Origin of the sequence: Priestia sp. 179-F W1.4 NHS, assembly GCF_045369295.1 — a bacterium.
Lineage (GTDB): Bacteria > Bacillota > Bacilli > Bacillales > Bacillaceae_H > Priestia > Priestia zanthoxyli.
Window position 1 is genome coordinate 79852 of the sequence record NZ_JBIQFF010000002.1, and the last position, 20977, is coordinate 100828.

Below are 20977 nucleotides of genomic sequence, written 5' to 3' on the forward strand. Positions count from 1 at the left end.
TTAAGGAATGTAAAAAATCCCATATACAAATAATAAGCCGAATACTCGTATAAAAGGTACATGTAGATATTCTGCATAAATCGTCATACCAAAAAAAGGTTTATTAAACTTAAACACTGGGTATTATCAAATCAAGACGATGTGTTAAGAGTACCGCCCGTGCATAGGGTGTGTCCTTCTCTATTCTATAAAAAATGGCGCCTCCAACGGCGTCATTTTTTATTTGTAAACAAGTTTAAGGATGCTTCATGCGAAGGTTGGATTTATATGAAAAGGTACATAGATTTTTATCTAATAGAATCTATTTTTACACCACTATTCAAAAAGATTTTGAGTGAACTTCCCTTTCTTTTGGGCAGACGGGTCCCCGTGTGCTCTCTCATCTAATTTAGTTCATATTTATGAATAAAATGCCCATAATGAGTATGTGGGCATTGGTTGATTTTTGACTTCTATCATTTCGATGTTTAGAAGATCACTTATAAATATTTTGAGGTTTTTGTATGAGAACCTCATTATGATGTAGATCGTCATACCCCTATCACCTTTTTAGTGAAGTGAGTATTGATAAAGAAAGTTAGAAAGATCACATTAATTTAAGTTTAAGATGTCTCTATTGGGATAATATAATAAATAAGCTAGATTTAATGATAATCTGGTTTATTTTCTACATTCTAGGAGGCAACAAAAAATGGAACACGGTAAAGTGAAATGGTTTAATGCTGACAAAGGTTTTGGATTTATCGAGCGTGAAGGTGGAGAAGATGTATTTGTTCACTTCTCAGCTATTCAAGGTGAAGGCTTTAAATCCTTGGATGAAGGTCAAGAAGTGACTTTTGATATCGAACAGGGGCAACGCGGACCACAAGCGACAAACGTAAATAAAGCATAAAAACCATACTAAAAAGCAGACTCTATTTTCAGAGTCTGTTTTTATTTAAAAAGATTTTTATATCAAAACTTATTTATCAATAATTATAGTTCGTGTTTTTTTAATTCTTCTTCAAAGAAAAAGGTACTTGGATATTTGTCGACTGTATAAGAGTATCTTTTCATGTTTTTTACATAATGATTTTTTAAGATTGTTACTGATTCATTCGATACTCTTATAGTTATTATTTCTCCATTACTAAATATTTTCTCACTCATAGCCTTTATCCTTTTTTGCACCTCTGTAAATTACATACAAAATAATAAGCGTATTAAGAAACCTCTTGTTTTTGTGTATATAAAATTTTTCATAAAATTGATATCTTGGGCATAATACAGGATAGATACTTGGTAGAGGGGCGATTGTTTGAGGCTGAAGGATGGAAACTTTTATACAGATAGTAGAACCAATAAGGTATATAGATTAAATGAAGATGACAAGGGAAGCTGGTACCTGAGTACACGTGATGATGAAGATCATCATCCAATGTCAAGAACTTCGGGGCGTAACATGATGAAATTGATAAAGAGTTTTTATACCAAAGTGAACGACAGTTGAAAATTTATCACTCTGCAAAACAACATAAAAAAATAAAGCTAGCTTAACCCAGCTAGCTTTATTTTTAGTTTATAGAGCTAGTTATCATAATGTTTTTTAGGAATTAAGCAACGATACTAACAAAAATTTTTAACCTGGCCGTTGGCAATCACCTATTATTTAATTTCGATTGCAGAAGCCTTGTTGTCCCAATCCGACGCCATAATACCATTTCTATATTGTTTTTTGAAAAATCATCTATAATTGATATTGTTTTAATCTCATATTGAGATATATAATAAAAATAAGAAAAAAAGAAAACGCTTTCTAAATTTAAATACATTGTTACTTTTTAAACTATAAGGAGGATTTAAAATGAGCCAAGTGGAAAGAAATTCTAAAGTACAGAAATTAGTTGAGTATAAAAAATTTAATGAAGAAGAAGTTTTAAAAATGACAGATCCGCAGGTTGAATATTATCACTGGCTCTATTTTGATGATTCCGCTTATGATTATATGTAACTCAACTATAAAATAAGAAAAAAGCACAAAAACGTTTGGTTCCAACGGGTTTGTGCTTTTTTCGTTTCTTTAATTATAGGATTACTCGTTTTCAATACCATTTCCTGTGACAACAAAGTGAGGGCTGTCTTCCTTTCGGTTGAAAAGTCTCCAGAACTCACTATATTCACCGTCTTCTGACGTATCCGGAAATCCCTCCACTAAATAACCTTGAGATAAAAAGATCTTTAGCCCTCCTACTTCGTCCGAGTCAACTCTTTCAACAATCGTGTGTTCGTTTATACCTTCTATAAAAAATTCAATTCGTTCATCGAATCGATTATTTCCTTGGACATCCCATTCAAAGTACTCATTTTCATCTTCCAATCCTGTTCTTGGAGAATAGAAATCCCGTGAGGCTACTACAATTTTATTACCTTTGACAATACGCCATGAACATTGAATATGTAAAGCGTATTCAGCTACCTCTTCCGTTTTACCCCTTCTGTTTACTAAAATCTTTTCTCCAAATCCTAGCCAAAACAAATTTGAGGCTCTCCCCGCGCATCTTATATTTAAGCCCACTAATTTGTCTAATTTTGATCTAATTGCTTTTCTCATGCTTTTCTCCTTTTATTTGCAGCTAAAGCTTTCTTTGTAAGTAACTAAACAATTAGAATGTATTAATCTATTTTGTTTATGGCATTAAGGTTAATTACCTTTTTATTTTTGCAACTTCTGGTTAAAAGTCTCAGCGACAAATTCAAATTCTACATCGTCTTTATGAATAAAAAATGTAGTACATCCGTCAATCCCAATGCGTTTATTAGACTGAGCACATACTACATCTACCTCAACCAGATTAAAATGAACAGCCTGAGGATCCTGACTATCTAGACCCATTGTTAAACAATTAATACTATCGCCAAAAGACTTAAAAATAAGCCTTTTCCCTTCCACGTTCTCTTTGCTAACACCAAAGTTCTCATTATTTAGTATCCCTTGAAACGATGACGCTTTGGGAAGGCATTGGATATGATGAATACCTTCGTAACACCTTAAAGTAAACAAAAAAGGGTGTGCTTCATCTACCATAATCTCAACGCCATATTTAAACGAAAAAGTTTTATAAACCATTTCATAAAATAAAGGGATGACAATATCATCCCATGATTCATAAGCATGAGCATGTATGCGTATTAGATGGGGATATAAGCTGGTAATGGCACGCTGAAAATTTAATAAAACTTCCGTATCCGTAAGTTCAGATAAAGAATCATCGGTTTCATGATTCTTTATCTTTCGTAGCCTATTATCAATCATCAACTTTTCCCTCCTACTTCTAGTTAGTTAATCCTCCGATAGTACATGTACGTTATGAAGCTATTTATTATTATACTTGTCTAGGTCTTTCCATTTTGTAAACTTGTTTCTAAGATTTCTAGATATTTCTTCGTCTTTGCTCAGAAGTAAAATTAAAGATGAGTCCCAAAAAACTAATTCTATAATTGCTTTAGGGTGCTGAATTGTCGGTGTTTCAATCCAAAAATCCGGATTACCATCAGCATAAGGCTCTTCTTTAAGCATATCTAAATTTATAGTTTCTTTCTTATCAAAGGCAGAAAAAACTCCCCATATAAAATAGATATCCTCTTTATTAGCAAGCTTTGTGAGCTTTTCACCTGTAATCCAATATGTATTGCCGCTCGTTCCATTATTGTAAATTCTGTAGTCAGTAAAGTAATCAAGGTACTTATCTGGAAAAGATCCATCTAAATCAGTCAACAGCCAATTGTACTTTTCATGAAGATTATTAAAAGAACTCAGTATTTCCTTTAAGTCATAAAAGCTCTCTAGGATCGTATTCATGAATCCCCCTCCATATTTTAGTTTTATTTTAACATTTCCCTTAGTAATTTTTCTGTATACAACATGTAAGAATAGTTAACATAACGCTCATTCAAACTCCTCAGGACATCAAACAGCTATGTCATCCCCCGGAGTTGCAACTAAAAGCCAATCACTTCCTGCAAAAGGGTCTCCTAATTGCCAGCATTCATAGTTAGGATCATGACCGTTCACAAATAATACTCTCCCCGATTCTAGAGAAATGATAAGATGAGGCGATACGGCATCCAGCTGAACATTTACTACTTTTTGTCTCCTGATATCCCAAATATGCTTAAAATATTGTTCTTCTGTATGGAAAGGCACTGCATCCTCTGATGATGGGTATGTATCGCGGGCTTCAGGATATACAGTCCAAGTTGTTTCGATATTCAATACAAAATCACTATCATCTTTTTTATTATAGTTAGTAAAATACAATAGAGTTACAGAGCTATTAAGCCCAAATTTCACGCCATCTATTTGACTGCTAATAAGTAAGTGCTTCAGTACTCGTTCCGCAAATTTTTTGTCCTCTATCTTCACTGCAGCTGCTCCTTTACACGTGTCTTAGATGTATACTATATAAAAAGTTAAGCAGCGTAATCCTCTTTAAATATTAAAAAGCTCACTTTTACTGCTCAAATTAACACTTGGTATATTCATCCTAAACATAGGCTAAATAAAAAAAATCTTTACGAAAAACAGTCTGATTATTTCTGATTTTTCCTTTCTCTTACTTCGCTGATTGTCTTTATAAATTCACGCTCAGTTACGCCTAGATAGGAGTCAGAACGACGAACATATACAATTCTGAGGTCTCTGTAAGGCTCAGGTATTGAAAAGAGTTGTACTACCCCTTCTCTCTCATATCTCTCCGCTAATGACCGGGCTATAAGTGTCACACCAAGACCAGAAACTACTGTCCCCATAATCGTTTCGAGTGTAGCAAATTCCATAATTTTCGGCGATACGATTTGTTCGTCTTTTAACCATTGCTGTAGTCTTTCTCTATATTGGCAGCCTTCATTAAATAAAATGAATGGTAGGTGCAGTAACTCTCTGGCAGACTGAATCTGCTTCTTCCCTTTTTCATTTGCACTGCATACAAGTACAATTTCTTCATCAAAAGCCGGAATTTGATCAAGCATTGACACATTTACTGGTTCTGCTACAAATGCCCCGTCTAGCTGGAACTTAAGAACTTTCTCTATTAATTGTGTACTTACTCCTGATACTAGAGAAATATCCACATTTTTGTGCTTATTATGATAGGAAGAAATGATTTCAGGAAACCCTACTACCGTTTCAACTAATCCAATACATAATGATCCAACAAGGTTACGCTCATCTTGAAATGCTTTCTGTATTTCATCCATTAGCCTCATCATTTGTTCTCCGTACGTTAAAAGTTTTCGGCCTTCTACATTTAATGTCATTCCACGTCTGTGACGATGAAACAATGGGTGTCCAATTTTCCGCTCAAGAGATCGAATACGGGCTGTTACATTTGGTTGGACATAACCTAGCTTATCAGCAGCAAGGCTTACACTGCCGTATTCTGCCACAGCCATAAATATACGTATATCTTCTACTTCCATAAACATCCTCCTTTCCAATTACGTTCATTCATTTAGGTATTAATGATAATGATATCTACAATCATTTATCATTATTTTACAAGATATCAAGCTCTAGATAAAATAATGACATCTAATTGTTACTGCAACTATTTAGTAGCCATTATGTAAAGTTCTTAAAATGAGGTGACTAAAAGGAGGAAATCTGATTGTTTTATTTACTATTGTTTCTTGCCATCATCTTGGAGGTAATCGCAGTATTTTTTCTTAATCTTACAAATGGATTCACAAACTTTGTTCCGACTGTTTTTGCCATACTATTTTATTGTTCTTCGATTGCTGCTTATATGCTCCTTAACGCTAAAGGTGAAGTAGGAGTAGCAAGTGCTTTATATGCAGGAGGAGCAACCGTACTTGTTGTTGTCACAGGTATTATTTTTTTTGATGAAACTATTTCCTTATCTAAAATCTTAGGAATTTCTCTTATTGTAATTGGTGCAGTTTCTCTTAACATTAAAGGAAGTTCTAAAGAAAGAAGGGCAGCGTAATGGGATACGTATTTTTAACGATTGGCTTAGTTTTAGGCATTGCAGGGCAAATGTGTGTAAAACTATCTAAAGGCTTTAGACAAACTGTTCCCACGATAGGTGCATTCTTATTGTTCATTGCTTGTATTTATTTCATTTCTCTAACAACACACTATTTTGAAATGGGCATCATTTTTGCTATATGGGCAGGGCTGACGATTGTTAGTACAACGCTGTTAGGTATTTATATATTTAAGGAATCAAAAAACAAAAGAAAGATTATCTCGGTTACTCTTATTATTACAGGTGTTATTATACTGAAAGCTTTCTAATAAAAATAAGATAAATAAGGCCCTTACTTATCTTATAAGTAAGGGCACCATAGAAGGAGTTAAAAACAAGGAGGTATTGGTCATCGACCGTCCATTGCTATAGTTGGTTATTGGTAAATAGTAACGGTGTAATGGGTCATTGGATTATTGGTTTTATCACTTGCCATCACAATAGTACTTTGAGTACACTAAACATTCTCCTTCTATGCCTTGAAGGGAGTCTCACCTCTTCAAGGATTAAAAATATTTATCTCCATCAAACTCTAACTCTATTTGATAGTTTTTAGCGTTAATTAAATTCGATAATCTATTTGCTTTCTTTTCAACCTCTAGCCCTCTTAGACGATATTCTTCAGGATCAAATGTAGCCACTTTAATAATGGATATCCCTTCTCCATAGTAAGGGTATTCTTCTTTAGACGATGATCCAAACTCTTTGTATTTTCTTGCTTTGGCACGTAATTGAGTGGCGTATTCAATCGCTTCTACAATTGTTAGTTTGTGTTCATTATAAGTAATATTATTTTGAATATTGGCTTGATACATTAATTTATCAAGTATACGCAAATCCTTTCGAATATCCTCTAAATCCTGTTCAACATGAGCTAGTGATCGAGCCTGAGGAGGAATCTTCTCCCCTTTTTCAATCTCTACAAATGCAACACGGTCCATCTCTTCTTCTAATTCGTGTATTCGTTTTGATAATACACTTTTCAATTTCACAGCCTCTGCTAGAGAAATTTTAGACATAGATCAAAGCTCCTTTATTCATAAACTTAATTTTTACTATTTTATTGTTCTAATACCTTCTCATAATAAGGAGGTGTTGTGCCACTTCCACCATACCCTGAGACACTGCTGCGATCTACTTTATAAGACATTATATAGCGTCCTTTTTGTTTACCTTTAGTCCAGTTTTCTTCAAACGTTACTAGATAAAACTCTTTATTTAATTTTTTAGCACGAGTTGTTCTTTCGATTTGATACCCTCTAAAAGTTCCTTTCCATGTTCCAACTTTAGCAGGAAATAAATCAATATCTGTTCCTTCACCACTTGCCGCAAACTCTATGGCACCTTCTTGAGTAAATGGCGGAAGGCTAGGTGATAGCGCTTCGAATATACTCCAACTGAGAAGTAAAAGAATAAGAGGTATGATTAGCAATACTTTTGTACTTTTTTCCCTGTCAATTCTTCTTTCTACCTACCAATCTATACATGCATATAACATAGCAGCTGCCACCCCGTAATAAGCCAAATATGTATCTTGAAAAAACAAACCGTTAATTAAACCTAATATGCCGTGGAAGAAGACAAATAGCCACCTCATGTTGGGAAGCCACTTCTTTCGAATAGCGTCCAGTATAACTGAGACAAAATTTCCGTATACAGCAATAACTACCACTACATAAAAAAGATATACAAGGAACCACCCTGCCATGTCATTTCCAATATGATACGATAGTTCTTCTCCGTTAGTTAGCTATTGAATCAGACCTGTTATTGTCAAAAGGTACGCTAAAACAAAGCTTGTAGAAAGAGTTGGTATCGTCTTTCTCAAAATCACATAATCTTTTTCACTTTCCATAAAGGGTACCTTTTTCTACTTATTTCTATATATTTTATATTAAACCATATTTCTTCACATAAAGGTGACTTACAAACAAAAAATTGTGATTGATACTATTTATTTTAGTCGCTTTGTTATAGTAAGTCGTTAATCACATAAGTACATATATTAAACTGATTTGTGTTAGACTGTTAAAAGCGTATGATTTTGAAGAAGAAAGGCTGAAAAACATGACACAAATAAATACAGCATTTCGTGATGCACTTATCAAATCACTCAGAGGTGAAAGAGGTCATCTTCCAACAATTAATGCAATAACCGATATTAATATGGAACTTGCTTCACATAAACAAAAGGAATTACCTTACTCTATTTATCAATTAGTGAAGCATATGAGCTATTGGCAAGACTTTTTACTTGCTCTTGCTAAAGGAGAAAACCCTGAGAGACCGAAAAGTGTAAGTGAAAGCTGGCCTGAACATCCTGCTCCGGTTGATGAGGAAGAATGGGAAAAGACGATCCAGCATTTTTGTGATGGAATTGACGAAGCTTGTCACTTAGCTGAGACATTATCAATTGAAGAACCTCTGGATGCTTGGCCAAGTGAAACCCCAGGGGGATTACTGCGTAATATTGCTTCTCACAACAGCTATCATCTAGGTGAAATTGTCATTATGAGAAGATTAAACGGAGCATGGCCACCGCCAACGGGAGGCTTTCCTGCTTAGATTGAGACATAATGCAGAAATAAAGCTCTAAAAAGCGTCCATCAAACACTTTTAGGGCTTTATTTTAGTTGTGTACTATTACCTTTATGAATAAAGTGTGGGACAAAACAAGTCTTCCTCTGCATTTCTGACAATTGAAAAGTGTGCAACGTTGTAATGACCATGTAAAGTTTCCTTATAATGCTTTATGATTTGTTCAGCACTTAAAACCATTACTGTCCATTGTTGAATGTCCATCACCCACTAATGTCACATCCACCCCATTGATTGTAGCTGTTCTGACTGCACTATCTATACAGTGTTGTGTCTAAATCAATGAGCAGCTTAGCGGATTTTCTTGCCCCCTTGGTCTCTTGACCAGCTCCCCTTCACAGTTAGGACAAATATACATCGCACTTTCACTACATTTATCACAGAATGTACATTCATGTGTACAGATATAAGCAACAGAGCTATTATGGAGTTTCTTATTGCACTTTTCGCATGTATTTCTCATTTCTAAAGCCATTAAATCCCTCCTTTTGATATAATTAAATTGTATTGTATAAATTTCTATTTTCACATATCTATTTTATTGTATTACTAATTAATAGCTTTAATATTGACGGAAAATTCATTATTTTAATTTATAATTTAAAGCGGGGTATGTTTTATGGATGAAATTGATAAAAATATATTACTACATCTACAAGAGAATGCTCGTTTGTCCGTTACACAGTTGGGAAAGCTGGTTGGTTTATCCACCCCTGCTGTTAATGAAAGAGTAAAAAAACTTGAAGAGAAAAACATAATAGATGGATATAGAGCAATAATTAACCCTGAAAATTTCAACAAACCTGTAACTGCTTTTATTTTATTTAGCAATACAAAATGCAAGCAATTCGTAGAATATTGTAAAGAACACCCTGAAGTTATCGAATGTCATCGTTTGGCGGGTCAATACAACTATCTAGTAAAGGTTTTAACTACTTCCGTTCAATCTCTTGAAACATTTATTGATGAATCTATGGCTTTTGGAGAGCCATCTACATTGATCAAACTTTCATCACCAGTTGTCTATAAAGCAATAAAATAGATTAATAATCTACCTCTGCAGCTACCATACTGTCTGTTCTCGGCAGGTATTTTTCTATACGAGCATATGTTACAATAGAGAAAGAACATAAATTAAAATTATATGGTCTCTTTGTACCCTGGGTTTCCTTATAATGGAAAGAGGTACTTTTATGAATATACTTGAAATAAAAAAAACGCTTTATACTCTTATTCAATATGAGGATAGCGCTATTACTCATACAATTCCTGAAGTACTGGAATTGTCGTATTGTAAAACATCTAAGATTTTTCAAATCACTACACTTACAGATCAAAAAACCTTAAATTACAACGATTATGATATAGATAACGCTTCTGAAGCTTTATATAAGATCTTAAACTGAAGAAGGCAATTCAATGATTCTTCTATCTTTTATTTAACAAACTTACGATTGAACAATATGTTATTTTAAACAAAAGAAACTCCTGGTATATGTTCAGGAGTTTCTTTTGTTTTTCTGATGTATACAAGATACAAATCTAATTTTAAAAAAACATCTAAAAATATTTAAAACAGCACGAAACCGTAAAGACGATGCCACTATTTCTTTAATTAGAAACTTCCTCTGAAAGGTTTAGCACCACCTAAAGATTCATATCATATGTATCTTTAAAAACGTAAAAGTTGCTTTAGGTATTTTCATTTTAACGGTTGTTTACTAAAAGTAACTCCTAAAAAATGAAGCGCATTTTTTACAGTGGCCATTGTCGGGGTATAAGCTAAATTAATACCTAGCTGTACAGCAGAGCGAGATAATTCTGGTCTTAATCCTGTTAAGATACATTGCACTCCAAGTAGTGACATAACGCTATTAATCTTAAAAAGATGCTCCGTTACAATTGAATCCAGTGTATAAATACCTGAAAAATCTATAATTAAACAATGTATATTTTGTGTCTGCACTTTTACTGGAACCGCCCTTAAAAGTTGGTGTGCTCTTTCCTCATCTATAGATCCTACTAAGGGAAGTACAGCGATTCCCTCTAAAAGAGGAACAAGGGTTGTAGACAGTTCATTTATTTGCTTTATTATTTCTTTTTGTCTTGTTTCACTCTCTTTTTTTACCGTAATATCTCTCACATAGGTTTGAATTACTTTTTTATCTCCCAGTAGCAAGGGATGACAATATAATTCAACATTAACAGTTGTCCCGTCCATTCTAAATATGGTTTCCTCAATGAGCTCTGCTGGGCGCTCATAGGCAGATTGGATTCTTTTCCTTATTGCTGCTTTAGATGTTTCTTGAAATATATCTAAAGGGCTTGCACCTATGATATCTTCCCTTTTTCCTCTAAAAAAATGTTCAGCCGCGTGGTTAACATATATAATCTGATGATTTGAATGAATAATAAGTGGATCTAGCGCATATTCAATGACTTCCTGATAATCGATACCCGAAATGTTTTCATTCATAATTTTCACTCCTTAACATAAAGGTTAGACTACTATTTCATATTTATCAAGGGTTCAATTGCTTGTTTAAGATCTTAAAAAAACATACTAAAAATAAAAATGGCCCCTGGAAATGAATTCAAGGGCCTTCTCTGCATTTATTTAAATCATACTTTCTCACAAGTTAAATCATAATGTAAGGCTGTATCAGGAACTGTAGGATTAGGATAATTTATTTTCACTTTATACTGCAATTCTTTTTGATGACGAAATAGATGAATTCTTCTTTTAGATTATTTACAGAGCTTTGTCTTTTCCTCTTTTCCCTTTTCCTCTATTCTTATTTGAATGAATCGTTTGATCTCTATTTCTTTTTTTTCTACTAAGAAAATAGATAATAAAACCTAATAAAACTAATAAAGTAATTAGAAGGATACTTGTAGGAAAGTATAACGTCCCTATGTGGATACCAAGAAATTGAATCATTATCCTTTCACCTCCATTATGAGATTAGTAAACGACTCTAGTAAAATACTTTCAGTTCAGTATCTTTCCGATTCATAAAACATTTGTACAGAAGAACAATATTATATATAAAGCAGCATGCTAGTAAGATTTACTAATACTTCTCGATCACTGAGTTTCTTCGAACGTTATTGCAAGGAAAAACCATTACACACCTTTTTTTGCAATAATGATTATACGTTCTTGTTTCATTTCACCGACACATTGTTTAGCTTCTTCTTGGGTTAAACCTAACGAGGCCATTTTAGAATGAAGTTCATCTTCACGAGAAAATAACTTGTTAACTGCAGATTCAAAAACTCCTTGTTCAGAAGCTCGATATTCTTTTGTATTTGTTGTATTTGTTAAATATTCCGAGCGCTCTTTATTATAGGTTAATAAATAAATTTCACTTTTACTAAACCCGTTGGCAAAGAACTCTTCAATAAACTTATTTGCCTGACCACTATTTTCTGCTACTTTAATTTCCTTCACTATTTTCTCCTCCTCTATCCCCATAGAATATGTCGTTCTACTAATAGGTGTATCCTACATCATCCAATTAAAACCAATTTATTCGGATATAGGATAAAAGACTATAAAATATTATCCAAATATTGTATAAAATGAGTTGAATTATCTATTTATAAGAGAATAAAATATAGACTTCTTTTCCTTTGTAGAAATATCGAAAGAGTACTTTTTATGTAACCTTGAAAAAATTCCCCCTCTATTGTCAGAGGGGGAATTTTAGTTAACCTTTCGCTACACCTAAAGCTTTATCTGCCTTTTCTAAATCGTGATTTACTTGTTCTTCTATATCATAGGCATGATACATTTTATTATCAATCATATATTGAGCAATCTTTTCATGAAGCTCGATGGTTTCATCTAATTGCTTTTTTAATACCTTTCGAACTTCGGGTGTCGCTGTTTCCGTAAGCGCTACAGCATATGTTCGTACACCACTCTTAGCTGATAATAATAAATCAGTCGCAATAGCAAGATCATCTAACGTTTTAGTAAGAGTACTTTTAGTGGTCATTTTTCTACCCCTCCTATTTATTGAGCTTTCTTTAAGATTTTTTTCAATTCTTTAATCGCTTCAGTAGATGTTTGAACATCTTCTTCAAGAATCTTTTTTAATTCCTCATCCTCTACCAATTCCAACATCGCTGTTCCTTTTGTTACACATGATGTTTTAAGCGTTAAGATTTCGTGAACTTCTAACGTTTCGTGCATAGCTAGTCCCTTTGCCATGTTTGCATCCTCCTTTTCATTTTTTTGACTTGTGAATTATATTCCCAAATCATTTCCATTTAAACAAGTATTCGTTATTTTTTAAAACTTCAGAAATGAAAATAGAGATATTATAATTAGCACAAACGAATTTACTCCTCTAAACCATTCTCTCTACTAAAAGAAAGAAGACCAAATCGTTAATGATTTGGTCTTCTTTAAGGAACAAAAATAACAAACAAGATAACCAGGTTCGTCTACACAATAGCTTCAATTAAAAAGTACGTTACCCCTGCTTGAATTAACGTACTTGATAGTTAGGCATGAATCAACAAACCTCACTCTTTCTATAGAATCTAAACATGCTTTTAAATATTAAAAATGAGGCTCCGCTTGGATGAAAAAAGTAAGGATGGTTGATAATTTAGGATGGGTATTGTTTATAGAACAATAAAAAATGATAATCTCTAATAGAAGTCTAATTTAGGGTTACGTATGGCAATTGATTATTTTTTAAACCGATGGCTTTTCTGATGACTTATTGCCCGGTGCAAACCAACCTAATAGCGCGATACCAACTAATACCCCATAGAAAATCAAGGTCCAAGCGGTGCTATGAGGGAAATGAGAATCTAAGACCCCGATATCTTTATGCGCAAAAGTAATAACCGCAAGTTTCACACCGACCCAGGCAACAATTGCATATGCTGTCGTTTCTAAGGCAGGTCGCTTTTCGAGAAGTTTTACAAACCAGGTTGCTGCAAACTTGATTAAGATAAGACCTGCAACTCCTCCAAGAACTACAACTGCAAACTGTCCTCCATCCATCCCACCGATTTCTCCAAACTGTGAATCCGGAAGCCCAAGAGCTATGGCCACTGCAGCTAAAATAGAATCTATGGCAAAAGCAAGGTCAGCTAACGCAATTTTCCCCACTGTTGGCCAGAACCCCTTTCCAGCAGACTCCTTCTCATCATCATCATGAATATTCTCATTATGTTTCCCAAACCGCGCCTGAATAATATGCTTCAAACCCAAATAAAGAAGATAAACTGCTCCTACCGCTTGTATCCACCAGACGTTGGCAATAAATGAAATAGCAAAAAGAGCTGCAAATCGAAAAATGAATGCCATAAGAATTCCGTAATTAATCGCTCTTTTTTTCTGATCCTCGGGTAAATGCTTGGCTATAACTGCCAGTACAAGAGCGTTGTCAGCTGATAATAATCCTTCTAATCCAATTAGAATCAATAATGCCCATACGTATTCGAGCCAAATAGATTCCATCCGCTTCTCCCCTTTCCAAAATGTAAGCTGCTATGCTAAAGGTTTTGTTTACAATAGAATAACCATATATGCTAAAGGCAACCCTAAAAGATAGGATTTTCATTATTTTAACACTAACCTTCTATAAAATACTGCTTTAAATACAAATAAAAACCAAATTATTAAATTTTTACGTTTTTTATCATATAACTTCGCTTTTTTACATGATTAATGAAAACTTCGGGCCAACATCTCTATAAGTTGGATGGTTAATAGGTAATGGCTATTATTTCAGGCTTTTTTTCACAAAGTGCTTGCGACCAATGAAAAGAACGGCTAAAAAATATTGATGAATATTTTTTAGCCGTTCTTTATTTCTTCTTTGCACCATGCAATAAAACAGGTCAATCAGGACTAATCCCTACCCAAAAAAGATCTACTAGAGCCTGAGCCGTTTTTTCAGGTCCTCCTAATTCAGTTATTAATTCTTTTTTATTCCGAATCATTGTGACCATAGAAAATGTATGCGCAAGCAAGCGAGGACTTGTTACGACAATTTCACCGTTGTTTGCAGCTTGTTTGAATACGTTCTCCAATGCCTGATGTATGGCTTTCTCTGCTTCACGAATTTCATGAATATGATCTTCTGTAAGCGAAGAAGTCGCTTCTTGCAATAATGTTTCAAAATCAATATGCGGTCTTTTTAAGTGATCCAATGTTACCTCGTATAATCTATGTTTCAGCCCTTTGGAATTTTGTAATAATTTCTCTGTCTGTTTTGTAATACGTTGGAACATGCTTGATACCGAAACGGTAAATAAAGTGGCCTTATTTTTAAAGTAGTAGTAAACACTAGCCTTAGTCACATCGCTAGCCTCAGCTACTTGCTCCATTGAGACTCTTTCATATCCATATGCCATAAATAAATGGGCAGCAGTCTTTAAAATTTGCTCTCTTGTTATATTATTTTCAGTTGTTATTTTGGGTCTGCCAGGCTTTTTTTTTGGTGTCTTATCCGTATTCATAAGAGGGCCTCCTTCTAGTTCAAGAAATTGCCACATTTAAACTAGTTGATTAATTAACCTTCCGGTATATATAATTATTGAAGGTTCTATATATATTGTAATAGAAACAAACAGATTTGGAAATGAGGGAGAATTAATGAAAGAATCACCTTTAGCAACATTCAGTCGATTGATGACTGGAAAAGTGAGTCGTTGGGTTGTTATTGCCGTATGGATTCTGGCCACTGCAGTTCTAACAATTGCTTGGCCTGCCGTGAATAAAACGGAAGTGAACAATGCACCCAACTTAAGTGAGAATTCACCTTCCGTAGAAGCTGAAAATCTCATAAAGAAAGAATTCCCTAACTCATCAGGGGTTCCTGCCTTACTTACATGGCACAAAGAATCAGGTTTGAAAAACGATGATCTAAAATCTATTCAGCAAATGGCGGCAGCTTTAGAAAAAAAACCATTAGAAGCACAAACGTCTACACCGCCTTTGCATAAATTACCGTTAGCAGCTTTACAAAAAATGATATCAAAAGATGGTACCACGCTTGTACAGCCTATTTTCTTTAAAGAAAACGCTGAGACGGATGTACTAGAAAAAAATCTAAATACGATAAAAAAACAAGTAAAAGAAAACGTTTCATACGATTCTTTTGCGACGGATATAGATGAAAAAGATAAATTAAGCACACGCGTTACCGGTCCTGTAGGAATTCAAGTAGATGCAACGAGCTTATTTGAAGGAGCAGACGTTTCGTTACTAATTGCGACAGTTTTATTAGTCTTAATTTTACTTCTTGTCATTTATCGTTCCCCAATTTTAGCGATTATTCCTTTAATTGGTGTAGGTTTTGCCTATGGGGTTCTGAGTCCAACTCTCGGTATTTTAGCAGATAAAGGATGGATTACGGTCGATTCACAGTCCATATCCATTATGACCGTTTTATTATTTGGAGCCGGAACAGACTATTGTTTATTTTTAATTTCTCATTATCGCGATGAGCTTCGCAAAGTAAAAGATAAGAGACAAGCACTTATCAACGCCTTTAAAGGTGCTTCAGGTGCTATAGCGATGAGTGGCTTTACGGTTGTCATCTCTCTTTTAGCTTTAATCGTGGCAAAGTACGGGGCTTACCATCGTTTTGCAATCCCGTTTAGCTTATCTATTCTGGTTATGGGATTAGCAAGCTTGACTCTTATTCCGGCACTGCTTTCGGTTATGGGAAGAGGTTCTTTTTATCCTTTTATTCCTCGTACTCCTGAAATGGAAGAAGAATTGGCGAAAAAGAAAGGAAAACCGGTGCGTGACCGAAAAGAGAAAAACCGTTTCGGGAATTGGATTGGTAATGTGGTTACGACTAAACCATGGACAATCATTGTAGCTTGTCTAGTCTTTTTTGGAGCTTTATCCATATACTCTAGTCAAATCAAGTACACGTATGATTTATTGTCTTCTTTCCCTGAAGATATGCCTTCTCGTGAAGGATTTACGATTATCTCTGATGCTTACTCTCCTGGTGAACTAGCACCAGCACAAGTAGTAATTGATACAGAAGGAAAATCGGTAGATCTAGAAAAAGAGTTAAAGAAAAACGATCTTATTAGTACCGTTTCTGCACCTCAAAGCGGTAAAAGTAATAAGGATTTAAAGGTATATGACGTCACGTTTAATGTAAATCCATATAGTATACCAGCTATGGAAGCTATTCCAGACTTGAAAGATGCAGCCGAAAAGGCACTGTCACAGTCCGGAGTTTCCTCAGTAAAATCCAAAGTATGGATTGGCGGTCAAACAGCGACGCAATATGACACGATGACTGTTAGTGATAAAGACAACAGTATTATTGTCCCGTTAATTATTATTTTTATATCGCTGCTGCTAGTGGCTTACTTGCGTTCTATTGTAGCTATGCTTTATTTAGTGGGAACTGTTATCCTCTCTTACAGTGCAGCTTTAGGCTTAGGCTGGCTCATCATCCACAATATCATGGGAGCAGATGCTATCCAGGGAGCGATTCCTTTATACGCATTTGTATTCTTAGTGGCGCTTGGTGAGGATTATAATATTTTTATGATCTCAAGCATCTGGCAGAAAAAGAAATACATGCCGTTAAAACAAGCGATTAAAGAAGGCGTAAGTGAAACAAGCGGTGTGATCACATCAGCTGGAATTATTTTAGCTGCTACATTCGCGGTTCTAGCAACACTGCCTATTCAAGTTCTGGTTCAGTTCGGAATTATCACGGCTTTAGGTGTTCTGTTAGATACATTTATTGTGCGACCATTCCTTGTACCTGTGATCACTACGGTTTTAGGAAGATTTGCTTTCTGGCCAGGTAAAGCTGAAGTGGTATCAGAAAAAGAGAATTAAATAGTAAAACAAAGGTGTTTTATAATTGATTTACTATATGGCTTCTATGAATGTAAAACCAAGAAAAAAGCAAAGAGAATATTAATATTCTCTTTGCTTTTTTAATTTATTTCCATCTGTGCTCTTCTTTATTTGTTAGCTTTACGATAAACGGAAATAAACCAATAAGAGATATAGCAACAATCCCACTTAAATAACCTAGCCCTATTAAAGGACCAGCACCTTTAAAGGAGATAAATTGTCTGGTATGGCATTTAGGACACTTCTTTCCTTTCTTAGAAAACCCAAGTAACCATACATTTTTAGCGCTCCATTTGTAATTGCAATGATTGCAACAAGCCATATATACTCTACCTTTCTTTTTTCTTGTCTCATGCTTTTATTTATTTTTCATAATTCTAAAGCGAAATCATAATGTTAGCTCATGTCTGTCTGACGATGATCAAAAGCCATATTTATAAGTTCTCCAAGCAACAGTCCTACAGCTGCTACTGGTATAAACACTTTAAACATACTACTAATAGAAACATCTAAGCCTAAAATCAGTAAAAGAAAATAACCAAATAAGAATCCTGTACAGATAAATGAATATTTTTTTATCAATTTTCTCAAAAAAACACCTCTTTTGCTTGAACACTCCATTCACTTTTTTATGTATAAAAGGATCATTCATTCTTTCCAAAACGTTCATTTTGTTTTTTAACTTGAACAACTTTATAAATAAGCAAACCTAAAGAAACCAATAAAATTAACCAAAAGATTTGAAAAACTGCGTCCACCCAATTAAAACTTGATATATCCATATTATCGCCTCCTATATCTTTTACGAACGAATTCCATAAAAGTTCCATATTTGTATTATTTATTATGTTTTCTAAGTGATATTCTCACTTGCACTTTAGAACCTCCTATAATCAGTCTTAACTTTAAATGTATTAAAAAAGGGGAATACACTTTGTAAAAAGGTGTGATTTTATTAACTTTTTACGTATTACCACAACGGCTGTTGTTCTTTCTTTTTTTGGTGTTATATTCAGAATCGTTTACGGCAAAATAATTGGGAAAAAAGATTTTCAATTAGAAAGTCTCCTTGGTCTCTTCGTTGGATTTTTTGTTAGTATTTTTTTCATTTATTGTTTTAATGATTATCGTAAAAAGAAAAAACATAATTAATTCACTAATTAGCAAACGAAGCACTCAATGCAAATTTTAATAGTCTAGAATGGCTTTCCGCAAAACTTTCATAAAAGCAGCTATTTATGTTAAATTATGTTAAATTTTTAGTGAATAAACGTATGCTACTGGAGGTTGTAACTTGTTAATAGGTGAGATTGTTCAAAAGCTAAATAATGGTGCTTCTTATGAAGATATTGCTTCTTCCATTAAAATTAGTGAAGATATTTTGAAAGATGATTTAAAGAAATTCGGATTTCACTACGATGATAAAGTAAGAAATCTCGTATTTACAGGATACGAATCTGAATATGAAAATGCACTTCGTATTTGTTATCCTGATATAAAAGGACTTTCCACTTAACATTTCTGCTGTAAATATATAATCTCCCATTATAAAAGCGCGGACTACATTCAGTCCGCGCTTTTAACCCTCTTCATTTTAGTTCTCTTTTTAATACTTTACCGAGCTGGTTTTTAGGGAGTTGATCAATAAAATAAACTTCCGGAACTTTGTAATTTGCTAGACGATCACTACAATAATTTAGAATATCTTCTTTTGTTAAAGAAGAATGAGGATCCTTTACTACATAAGCTCTAGGTTTTTCTCCATAAACAGGATCTTCTACTCCTACTACAGCAGCTTCTATAACAGTATCCATTTGCTCAATGATTTCTTCGACCTGATCGGGGTAGATATTATCGCCGCCATATACGATAACATCTTTATAGCGTCCCATAATATATAAAAAGCCGTCTTGATCTATCTTTCCAGCGTCCCCCATATAGAACCAACCGTCTCGTAGCACTTTGTCAGTTGCCTCTTGATTATGCCAGTAGCCTTTAAAACAATAAGGGCTTTTTATAATGATTTCTCCAACTTCCCCTGTTTTTACTTCTTGTCCTGACTCAGGATCAATGATTTTTACTTCTACACCGGAAAGAGGCTTACCCGCCGATTCAATTTTTTCATTTCCCATATCCGGTGTCCATACACTCACTGTCCATGCTTCTGTACTTCCATACCCTTGTATCATGCTAATGCCTAACTTTTCATACTCCTTAATAAGATAAGCAGGAACTTTTGCCCCTCCTGCAATAGCAACCTTTAGTGAAGAGCTCTTTGACTCTGCATTTTTCACTATTTCAAGCATTTGCATATACATAGAAGGGAACGCTAGCATCATCGTGATCTTATGAGTTTCAATCGTTTCCCAAATGATTTCGGGTGTAGGATCTGACAACAAAAATAACCCCATTCCGTTGGAAACAGACTTCAAAATATTATTAATAGAACTCATATGATAAAAAGGATGCGAGGCAAGAAATCGGCCATCTTCTTCATAGTCTATTCGTTGACTCGAGGGTTGTATATAAGAATACACATGACCATGCTCAATCATACAGCCCTTTGCATTGCCAGTTGTTCCAGAAGTAAAAAGAAGCATCGCAATGTCATCTTGAGAGACCTGTATATTTGGATTTAGTATAGAATACGTAGAAAAAATGTCATTATATTCTTCAACTGTCTCCACACTATTTTCTCTTCCTACTTGTAAAGTAATAACGTCATTTAATAGTTCAGAATCAAAAGGAATAACCTCATGAAATTTTTGGTCGTAGAAAATAACTTTAGGTTGTGCACTGTCTAAAATATCGATAATTTCATACTTCGTCAGCTGCCAGCTAATAGGAACCGCTACGGCTCCAATTCTTAATGCAGCTAGCAGAATGGTAGGAAACGGATGATTATTTTGACATAGAATTGCAATTCGATCTCCTTTTTTAACATTATGGCTTAACAGGTAATGAGCCAGCTGATTGACACGTTCATTATATTCTTTAAATGTATGGAAAGATGTACTCCAAATTAAAGCCTCTTTTTCAGCAGATTGTTTAGCTCTTTGCTCTAATAGTTCTCCAAGTGTATACATGATAGCTCTCTCCTTTAATGATAATTACCAGTTTGAATCATATTTAAATCGTGCTTCATTCTAATTATTTTCAACTCTATAAACTACATTACCCGCACTTGACGTTAACGCAAACGTCAATTATAAACGTTTGAAAAATTCATATCTTTTTAGCATGTAAAAGATACATATTAGTTATTCAGAAAAGACTATTCGGTATACTTTGAAGCTTATGCTGAGGGGTTCATAACGCTTTATCTTGTAAGGTTTCTTTCTTTTTTAAACTTTAGTCTCCTTTTGTAGCAGCTATTACATATGTTCTCTTTCTATGCATCGAGTTAATTGCTAGTTGCACTCTCCATGTGAATAACAAAAGTCTTAAGAGTTATATTAATAAAAACGCTAAGACAATATAGATC

General features: G+C 34.2%; 27 protein-coding genes and 1 pseudogene. 9 read left to right on the forward strand and 19 right to left on the reverse strand.

Going from position 1 to position 20977, the window contains the following annotated elements; translation table 11 throughout:
• Positions 1 to 691: 691 nt before the first annotated feature.
• Positions 692 to 892 carry a cold-shock protein gene (locus tag ACH0CI_RS10920; RefSeq protein ID WP_013056409.1) on the forward strand — a complete coding sequence of 67 codons (201 nt, stop codon included), beginning with the start codon at positions 692 to 694 and terminating at the stop codon, positions 890 to 892.
• Between the two features lie 951 nt (positions 893 to 1843).
• Positions 1844 to 1990: a BH0509 family protein gene (locus ACH0CI_RS10925; RefSeq protein WP_014460666.1), complete on the forward strand. Its 147-nt coding sequence runs from the start codon at positions 1844 to 1846 to the stop codon at positions 1988 to 1990.
• Between the two features lie 81 nt (positions 1991 to 2071).
• Here the strand turns inward: ACH0CI_RS10925 and ACH0CI_RS10930 are convergent, their stop codons facing one another.
• The 5 genes from ACH0CI_RS10930 to ACH0CI_RS10950 form a co-directional block, all read right to left on the reverse strand.
• The gene (locus tag ACH0CI_RS10930) at positions 2072 to 2590 is read right to left on the reverse strand and encodes a hypothetical protein (protein ID WP_335707533.1); all 519 of its coding nucleotides are present in this window, start codon (positions 2588 to 2590) and stop codon (positions 2072 to 2074) included.
• A 102-nt stretch (positions 2591 to 2692) separates the two neighbouring features.
• Positions 2693 to 3292 (reverse strand): hypothetical protein, encoded by a 600-nt coding sequence (locus ACH0CI_RS10935; protein ID WP_406901773.1) that lies wholly within the window; start codon positions 3290 to 3292, stop codon positions 2693 to 2695.
• A 60-nt stretch (positions 3293 to 3352) separates the two neighbouring features.
• Positions 3353 to 3838, reverse strand: coding sequence for a hypothetical protein (locus tag ACH0CI_RS10940; protein WP_406901415.1), 486 nt, complete (start codon positions 3836 to 3838; stop codon positions 3353 to 3355).
• Positions 3839 to 3946: 108 nt separating this feature from the next.
• Entirely contained in the window at positions 3947 to 4402 is a 456-nt protein-coding gene (locus tag ACH0CI_RS10945; RefSeq protein ID WP_406901416.1) for a hypothetical protein, read from the reverse strand.
• A 167-nt stretch (positions 4403 to 4569) separates the two neighbouring features.
• The gene (locus ACH0CI_RS10950) at positions 4570 to 5457 is read right to left on the reverse strand and encodes a LysR family transcriptional regulator (RefSeq protein WP_406901417.1); all 888 of its coding nucleotides are present in this window, start codon (positions 5455 to 5457) and stop codon (positions 4570 to 4572) included.
• A gap of 188 nt (positions 5458 to 5645) precedes the next feature.
• On the opposite strand from ACH0CI_RS10950, the gene ACH0CI_RS10955 reads away from it, so the two are divergent.
• Both ACH0CI_RS10955 and ACH0CI_RS10960 read left to right on the forward strand, forming a co-directional pair.
• Positions 5646 to 5984 (forward strand): DMT family transporter, encoded by a 339-nt coding sequence (locus ACH0CI_RS10955; RefSeq protein WP_335707537.1) that lies wholly within the window; start codon positions 5646 to 5648, stop codon positions 5982 to 5984.
• Entirely contained in the window at positions 5984 to 6295 is a 312-nt protein-coding gene (locus ACH0CI_RS10960) for a DMT family transporter (protein WP_264133467.1), read from the forward strand. The genes ACH0CI_RS10955 and ACH0CI_RS10960 overlap by 1 nt, the downstream gene beginning before the upstream one ends.
• Before the next feature lie 237 nt (positions 6296 to 6532).
• Here the strand turns inward: ACH0CI_RS10960 and ACH0CI_RS10965 are convergent, their stop codons facing one another.
• The 3 genes from ACH0CI_RS10965 to ACH0CI_RS10975 are packed head-to-tail and all read right to left on the reverse strand — an operon-like array spanning position 6533 to position 7734.
• Positions 6533 to 7045 carry a DIP1984 family protein gene (locus ACH0CI_RS10965; RefSeq protein ID WP_406901418.1) on the reverse strand — a complete coding sequence of 171 codons (513 nt, stop codon included), beginning with the start codon at positions 7043 to 7045 and terminating at the stop codon, positions 6533 to 6535.
• 41 nt (positions 7046 to 7086) lie between these two features.
• On the reverse strand, positions 7087 to 7458 hold the full coding sequence (locus tag ACH0CI_RS10970; RefSeq protein ID WP_335707539.1) for a hypothetical protein: 372 nt from the start codon (positions 7456 to 7458) through the stop codon (positions 7087 to 7089).
• A gap of 39 nt (positions 7459 to 7497) precedes the next feature.
• Positions 7498 to 7734, reverse strand: a complete 237-nt coding sequence (locus ACH0CI_RS10975; RefSeq protein ID WP_406901419.1) for a hypothetical protein — start codon at positions 7732 to 7734, stop codon at positions 7498 to 7500.
• Between the two features lie 359 nt (positions 7735 to 8093).
• Between ACH0CI_RS10975 and ACH0CI_RS10980 the strand changes: the two genes are divergently transcribed.
• Positions 8094 to 8591, forward strand: a complete 498-nt coding sequence (locus ACH0CI_RS10980; protein ID WP_406901420.1) for a DinB family protein — start codon at positions 8094 to 8096, stop codon at positions 8589 to 8591.
• Between the two features lie 84 nt (positions 8592 to 8675).
• On the opposite strand, the pseudogene ACH0CI_RS10985 reads toward ACH0CI_RS10980, so the two are convergent.
• Positions 8676 to 8898 (reverse strand): annotated as a pseudogene (locus ACH0CI_RS10985) (cysteine hydrolase); the annotation flags it as partial.
• Positions 8899 to 9099 (reverse strand): DUF1272 domain-containing protein, encoded by a 201-nt coding sequence (locus ACH0CI_RS10990; protein WP_028413848.1) that lies wholly within the window; start codon positions 9097 to 9099, stop codon positions 8899 to 8901.
• A 144-nt stretch (positions 9100 to 9243) separates the two neighbouring features.
• Here ACH0CI_RS10990 and ACH0CI_RS10995 point away from each other — a divergent pair, with 144 nt between their 5' ends.
• Complete coding sequence (locus ACH0CI_RS10995; RefSeq protein ID WP_176344278.1) at positions 9244 to 9666, forward strand: Lrp/AsnC family transcriptional regulator; 423 nt, start codon at positions 9244 to 9246, stop codon at positions 9664 to 9666.
• Between the two features lie 151 nt (positions 9667 to 9817).
• Positions 9818 to 10030: a hypothetical protein gene (locus ACH0CI_RS11000; RefSeq protein WP_047751259.1), complete on the forward strand. Its 213-nt coding sequence runs from the start codon at positions 9818 to 9820 to the stop codon at positions 10028 to 10030.
• A gap of 296 nt (positions 10031 to 10326) precedes the next feature.
• On the opposite strand, the gene ACH0CI_RS11005 is transcribed toward ACH0CI_RS11000, so the two are convergent.
• The 6 genes from ACH0CI_RS11005 to ACH0CI_RS11030 all read right to left on the reverse strand — a co-directional run bounded on the left by ACH0CI_RS11005 (position 10327) and on the right by ACH0CI_RS11030 (position 15113).
• Positions 10327 to 11100, reverse strand: coding sequence for a PAS domain S-box protein (locus ACH0CI_RS11005; RefSeq protein WP_406901421.1), 774 nt, complete (start codon positions 11098 to 11100; stop codon positions 10327 to 10329).
• A 651-nt stretch (positions 11101 to 11751) separates the two neighbouring features.
• Positions 11752 to 12078, reverse strand: a complete 327-nt coding sequence (locus ACH0CI_RS11010) for a YflT domain-containing protein (RefSeq protein WP_034264999.1) — start codon at positions 12076 to 12078, stop codon at positions 11752 to 11754.
• A gap of 259 nt (positions 12079 to 12337) precedes the next feature.
• Positions 12338 to 12628 (reverse strand): spore coat protein, encoded by a 291-nt coding sequence (locus tag ACH0CI_RS11015; RefSeq protein WP_406901422.1) that lies wholly within the window; start codon positions 12626 to 12628, stop codon positions 12338 to 12340.
• A gap of 17 nt (positions 12629 to 12645) precedes the next feature.
• Complete coding sequence (locus ACH0CI_RS11020; protein ID WP_016766364.1) at positions 12646 to 12843, reverse strand: hypothetical protein; 198 nt, start codon at positions 12841 to 12843, stop codon at positions 12646 to 12648.
• 492 nt (positions 12844 to 13335) lie between these two features.
• Positions 13336 to 14109, reverse strand: a complete 774-nt coding sequence (locus ACH0CI_RS11025) for a TerC family protein (protein ID WP_335708404.1) — start codon at positions 14107 to 14109, stop codon at positions 13336 to 13338.
• A 383-nt stretch (positions 14110 to 14492) separates the two neighbouring features.
• Positions 14493 to 15113, reverse strand: a complete 621-nt coding sequence (locus ACH0CI_RS11030) for a TetR/AcrR family transcriptional regulator (protein WP_406901423.1) — start codon at positions 15111 to 15113, stop codon at positions 14493 to 14495.
• 136 nt (positions 15114 to 15249) lie between these two features.
• On the opposite strand from ACH0CI_RS11030, the gene ACH0CI_RS11035 reads away from it, so the two are divergent.
• Positions 15250 to 17472, forward strand: coding sequence for an MMPL family transporter (locus ACH0CI_RS11035; RefSeq protein WP_406901424.1), 2223 nt, complete (start codon positions 15250 to 15252; stop codon positions 17470 to 17472).
• A 417-nt stretch (positions 17473 to 17889) separates the two neighbouring features.
• Here the strand turns inward: ACH0CI_RS11035 and ACH0CI_RS11040 are convergent, their stop codons facing one another.
• On the reverse strand, positions 17890 to 18084 hold the full coding sequence (locus tag ACH0CI_RS11040) for a hypothetical protein (protein WP_335707992.1): 195 nt from the start codon (positions 18082 to 18084) through the stop codon (positions 17890 to 17892).
• 53 nt (positions 18085 to 18137) lie between these two features.
• Entirely contained in the window at positions 18138 to 18275 is a 138-nt protein-coding gene (locus tag ACH0CI_RS11045; protein WP_406901425.1) for a hypothetical protein, read from the reverse strand.
• Between the two features lie 512 nt (positions 18276 to 18787).
• On the opposite strand from ACH0CI_RS11045, the gene ACH0CI_RS11050 reads away from it, so the two are divergent.
• Positions 18788 to 19009, forward strand: a complete 222-nt coding sequence (locus ACH0CI_RS11050) for a hypothetical protein (protein ID WP_335708135.1) — start codon at positions 18788 to 18790, stop codon at positions 19007 to 19009.
• Positions 19010 to 19082: 73 nt separating this feature from the next.
• On the opposite strand, the gene ACH0CI_RS11055 is transcribed toward ACH0CI_RS11050, so the two are convergent.
• Positions 19083 to 20579, reverse strand: a complete 1497-nt coding sequence (locus tag ACH0CI_RS11055) for a class I adenylate-forming enzyme family protein (protein ID WP_335708136.1) — start codon at positions 20577 to 20579, stop codon at positions 19083 to 19085.
• Between the last annotated feature and the right edge of the window lie 398 nt (positions 20580 to 20977).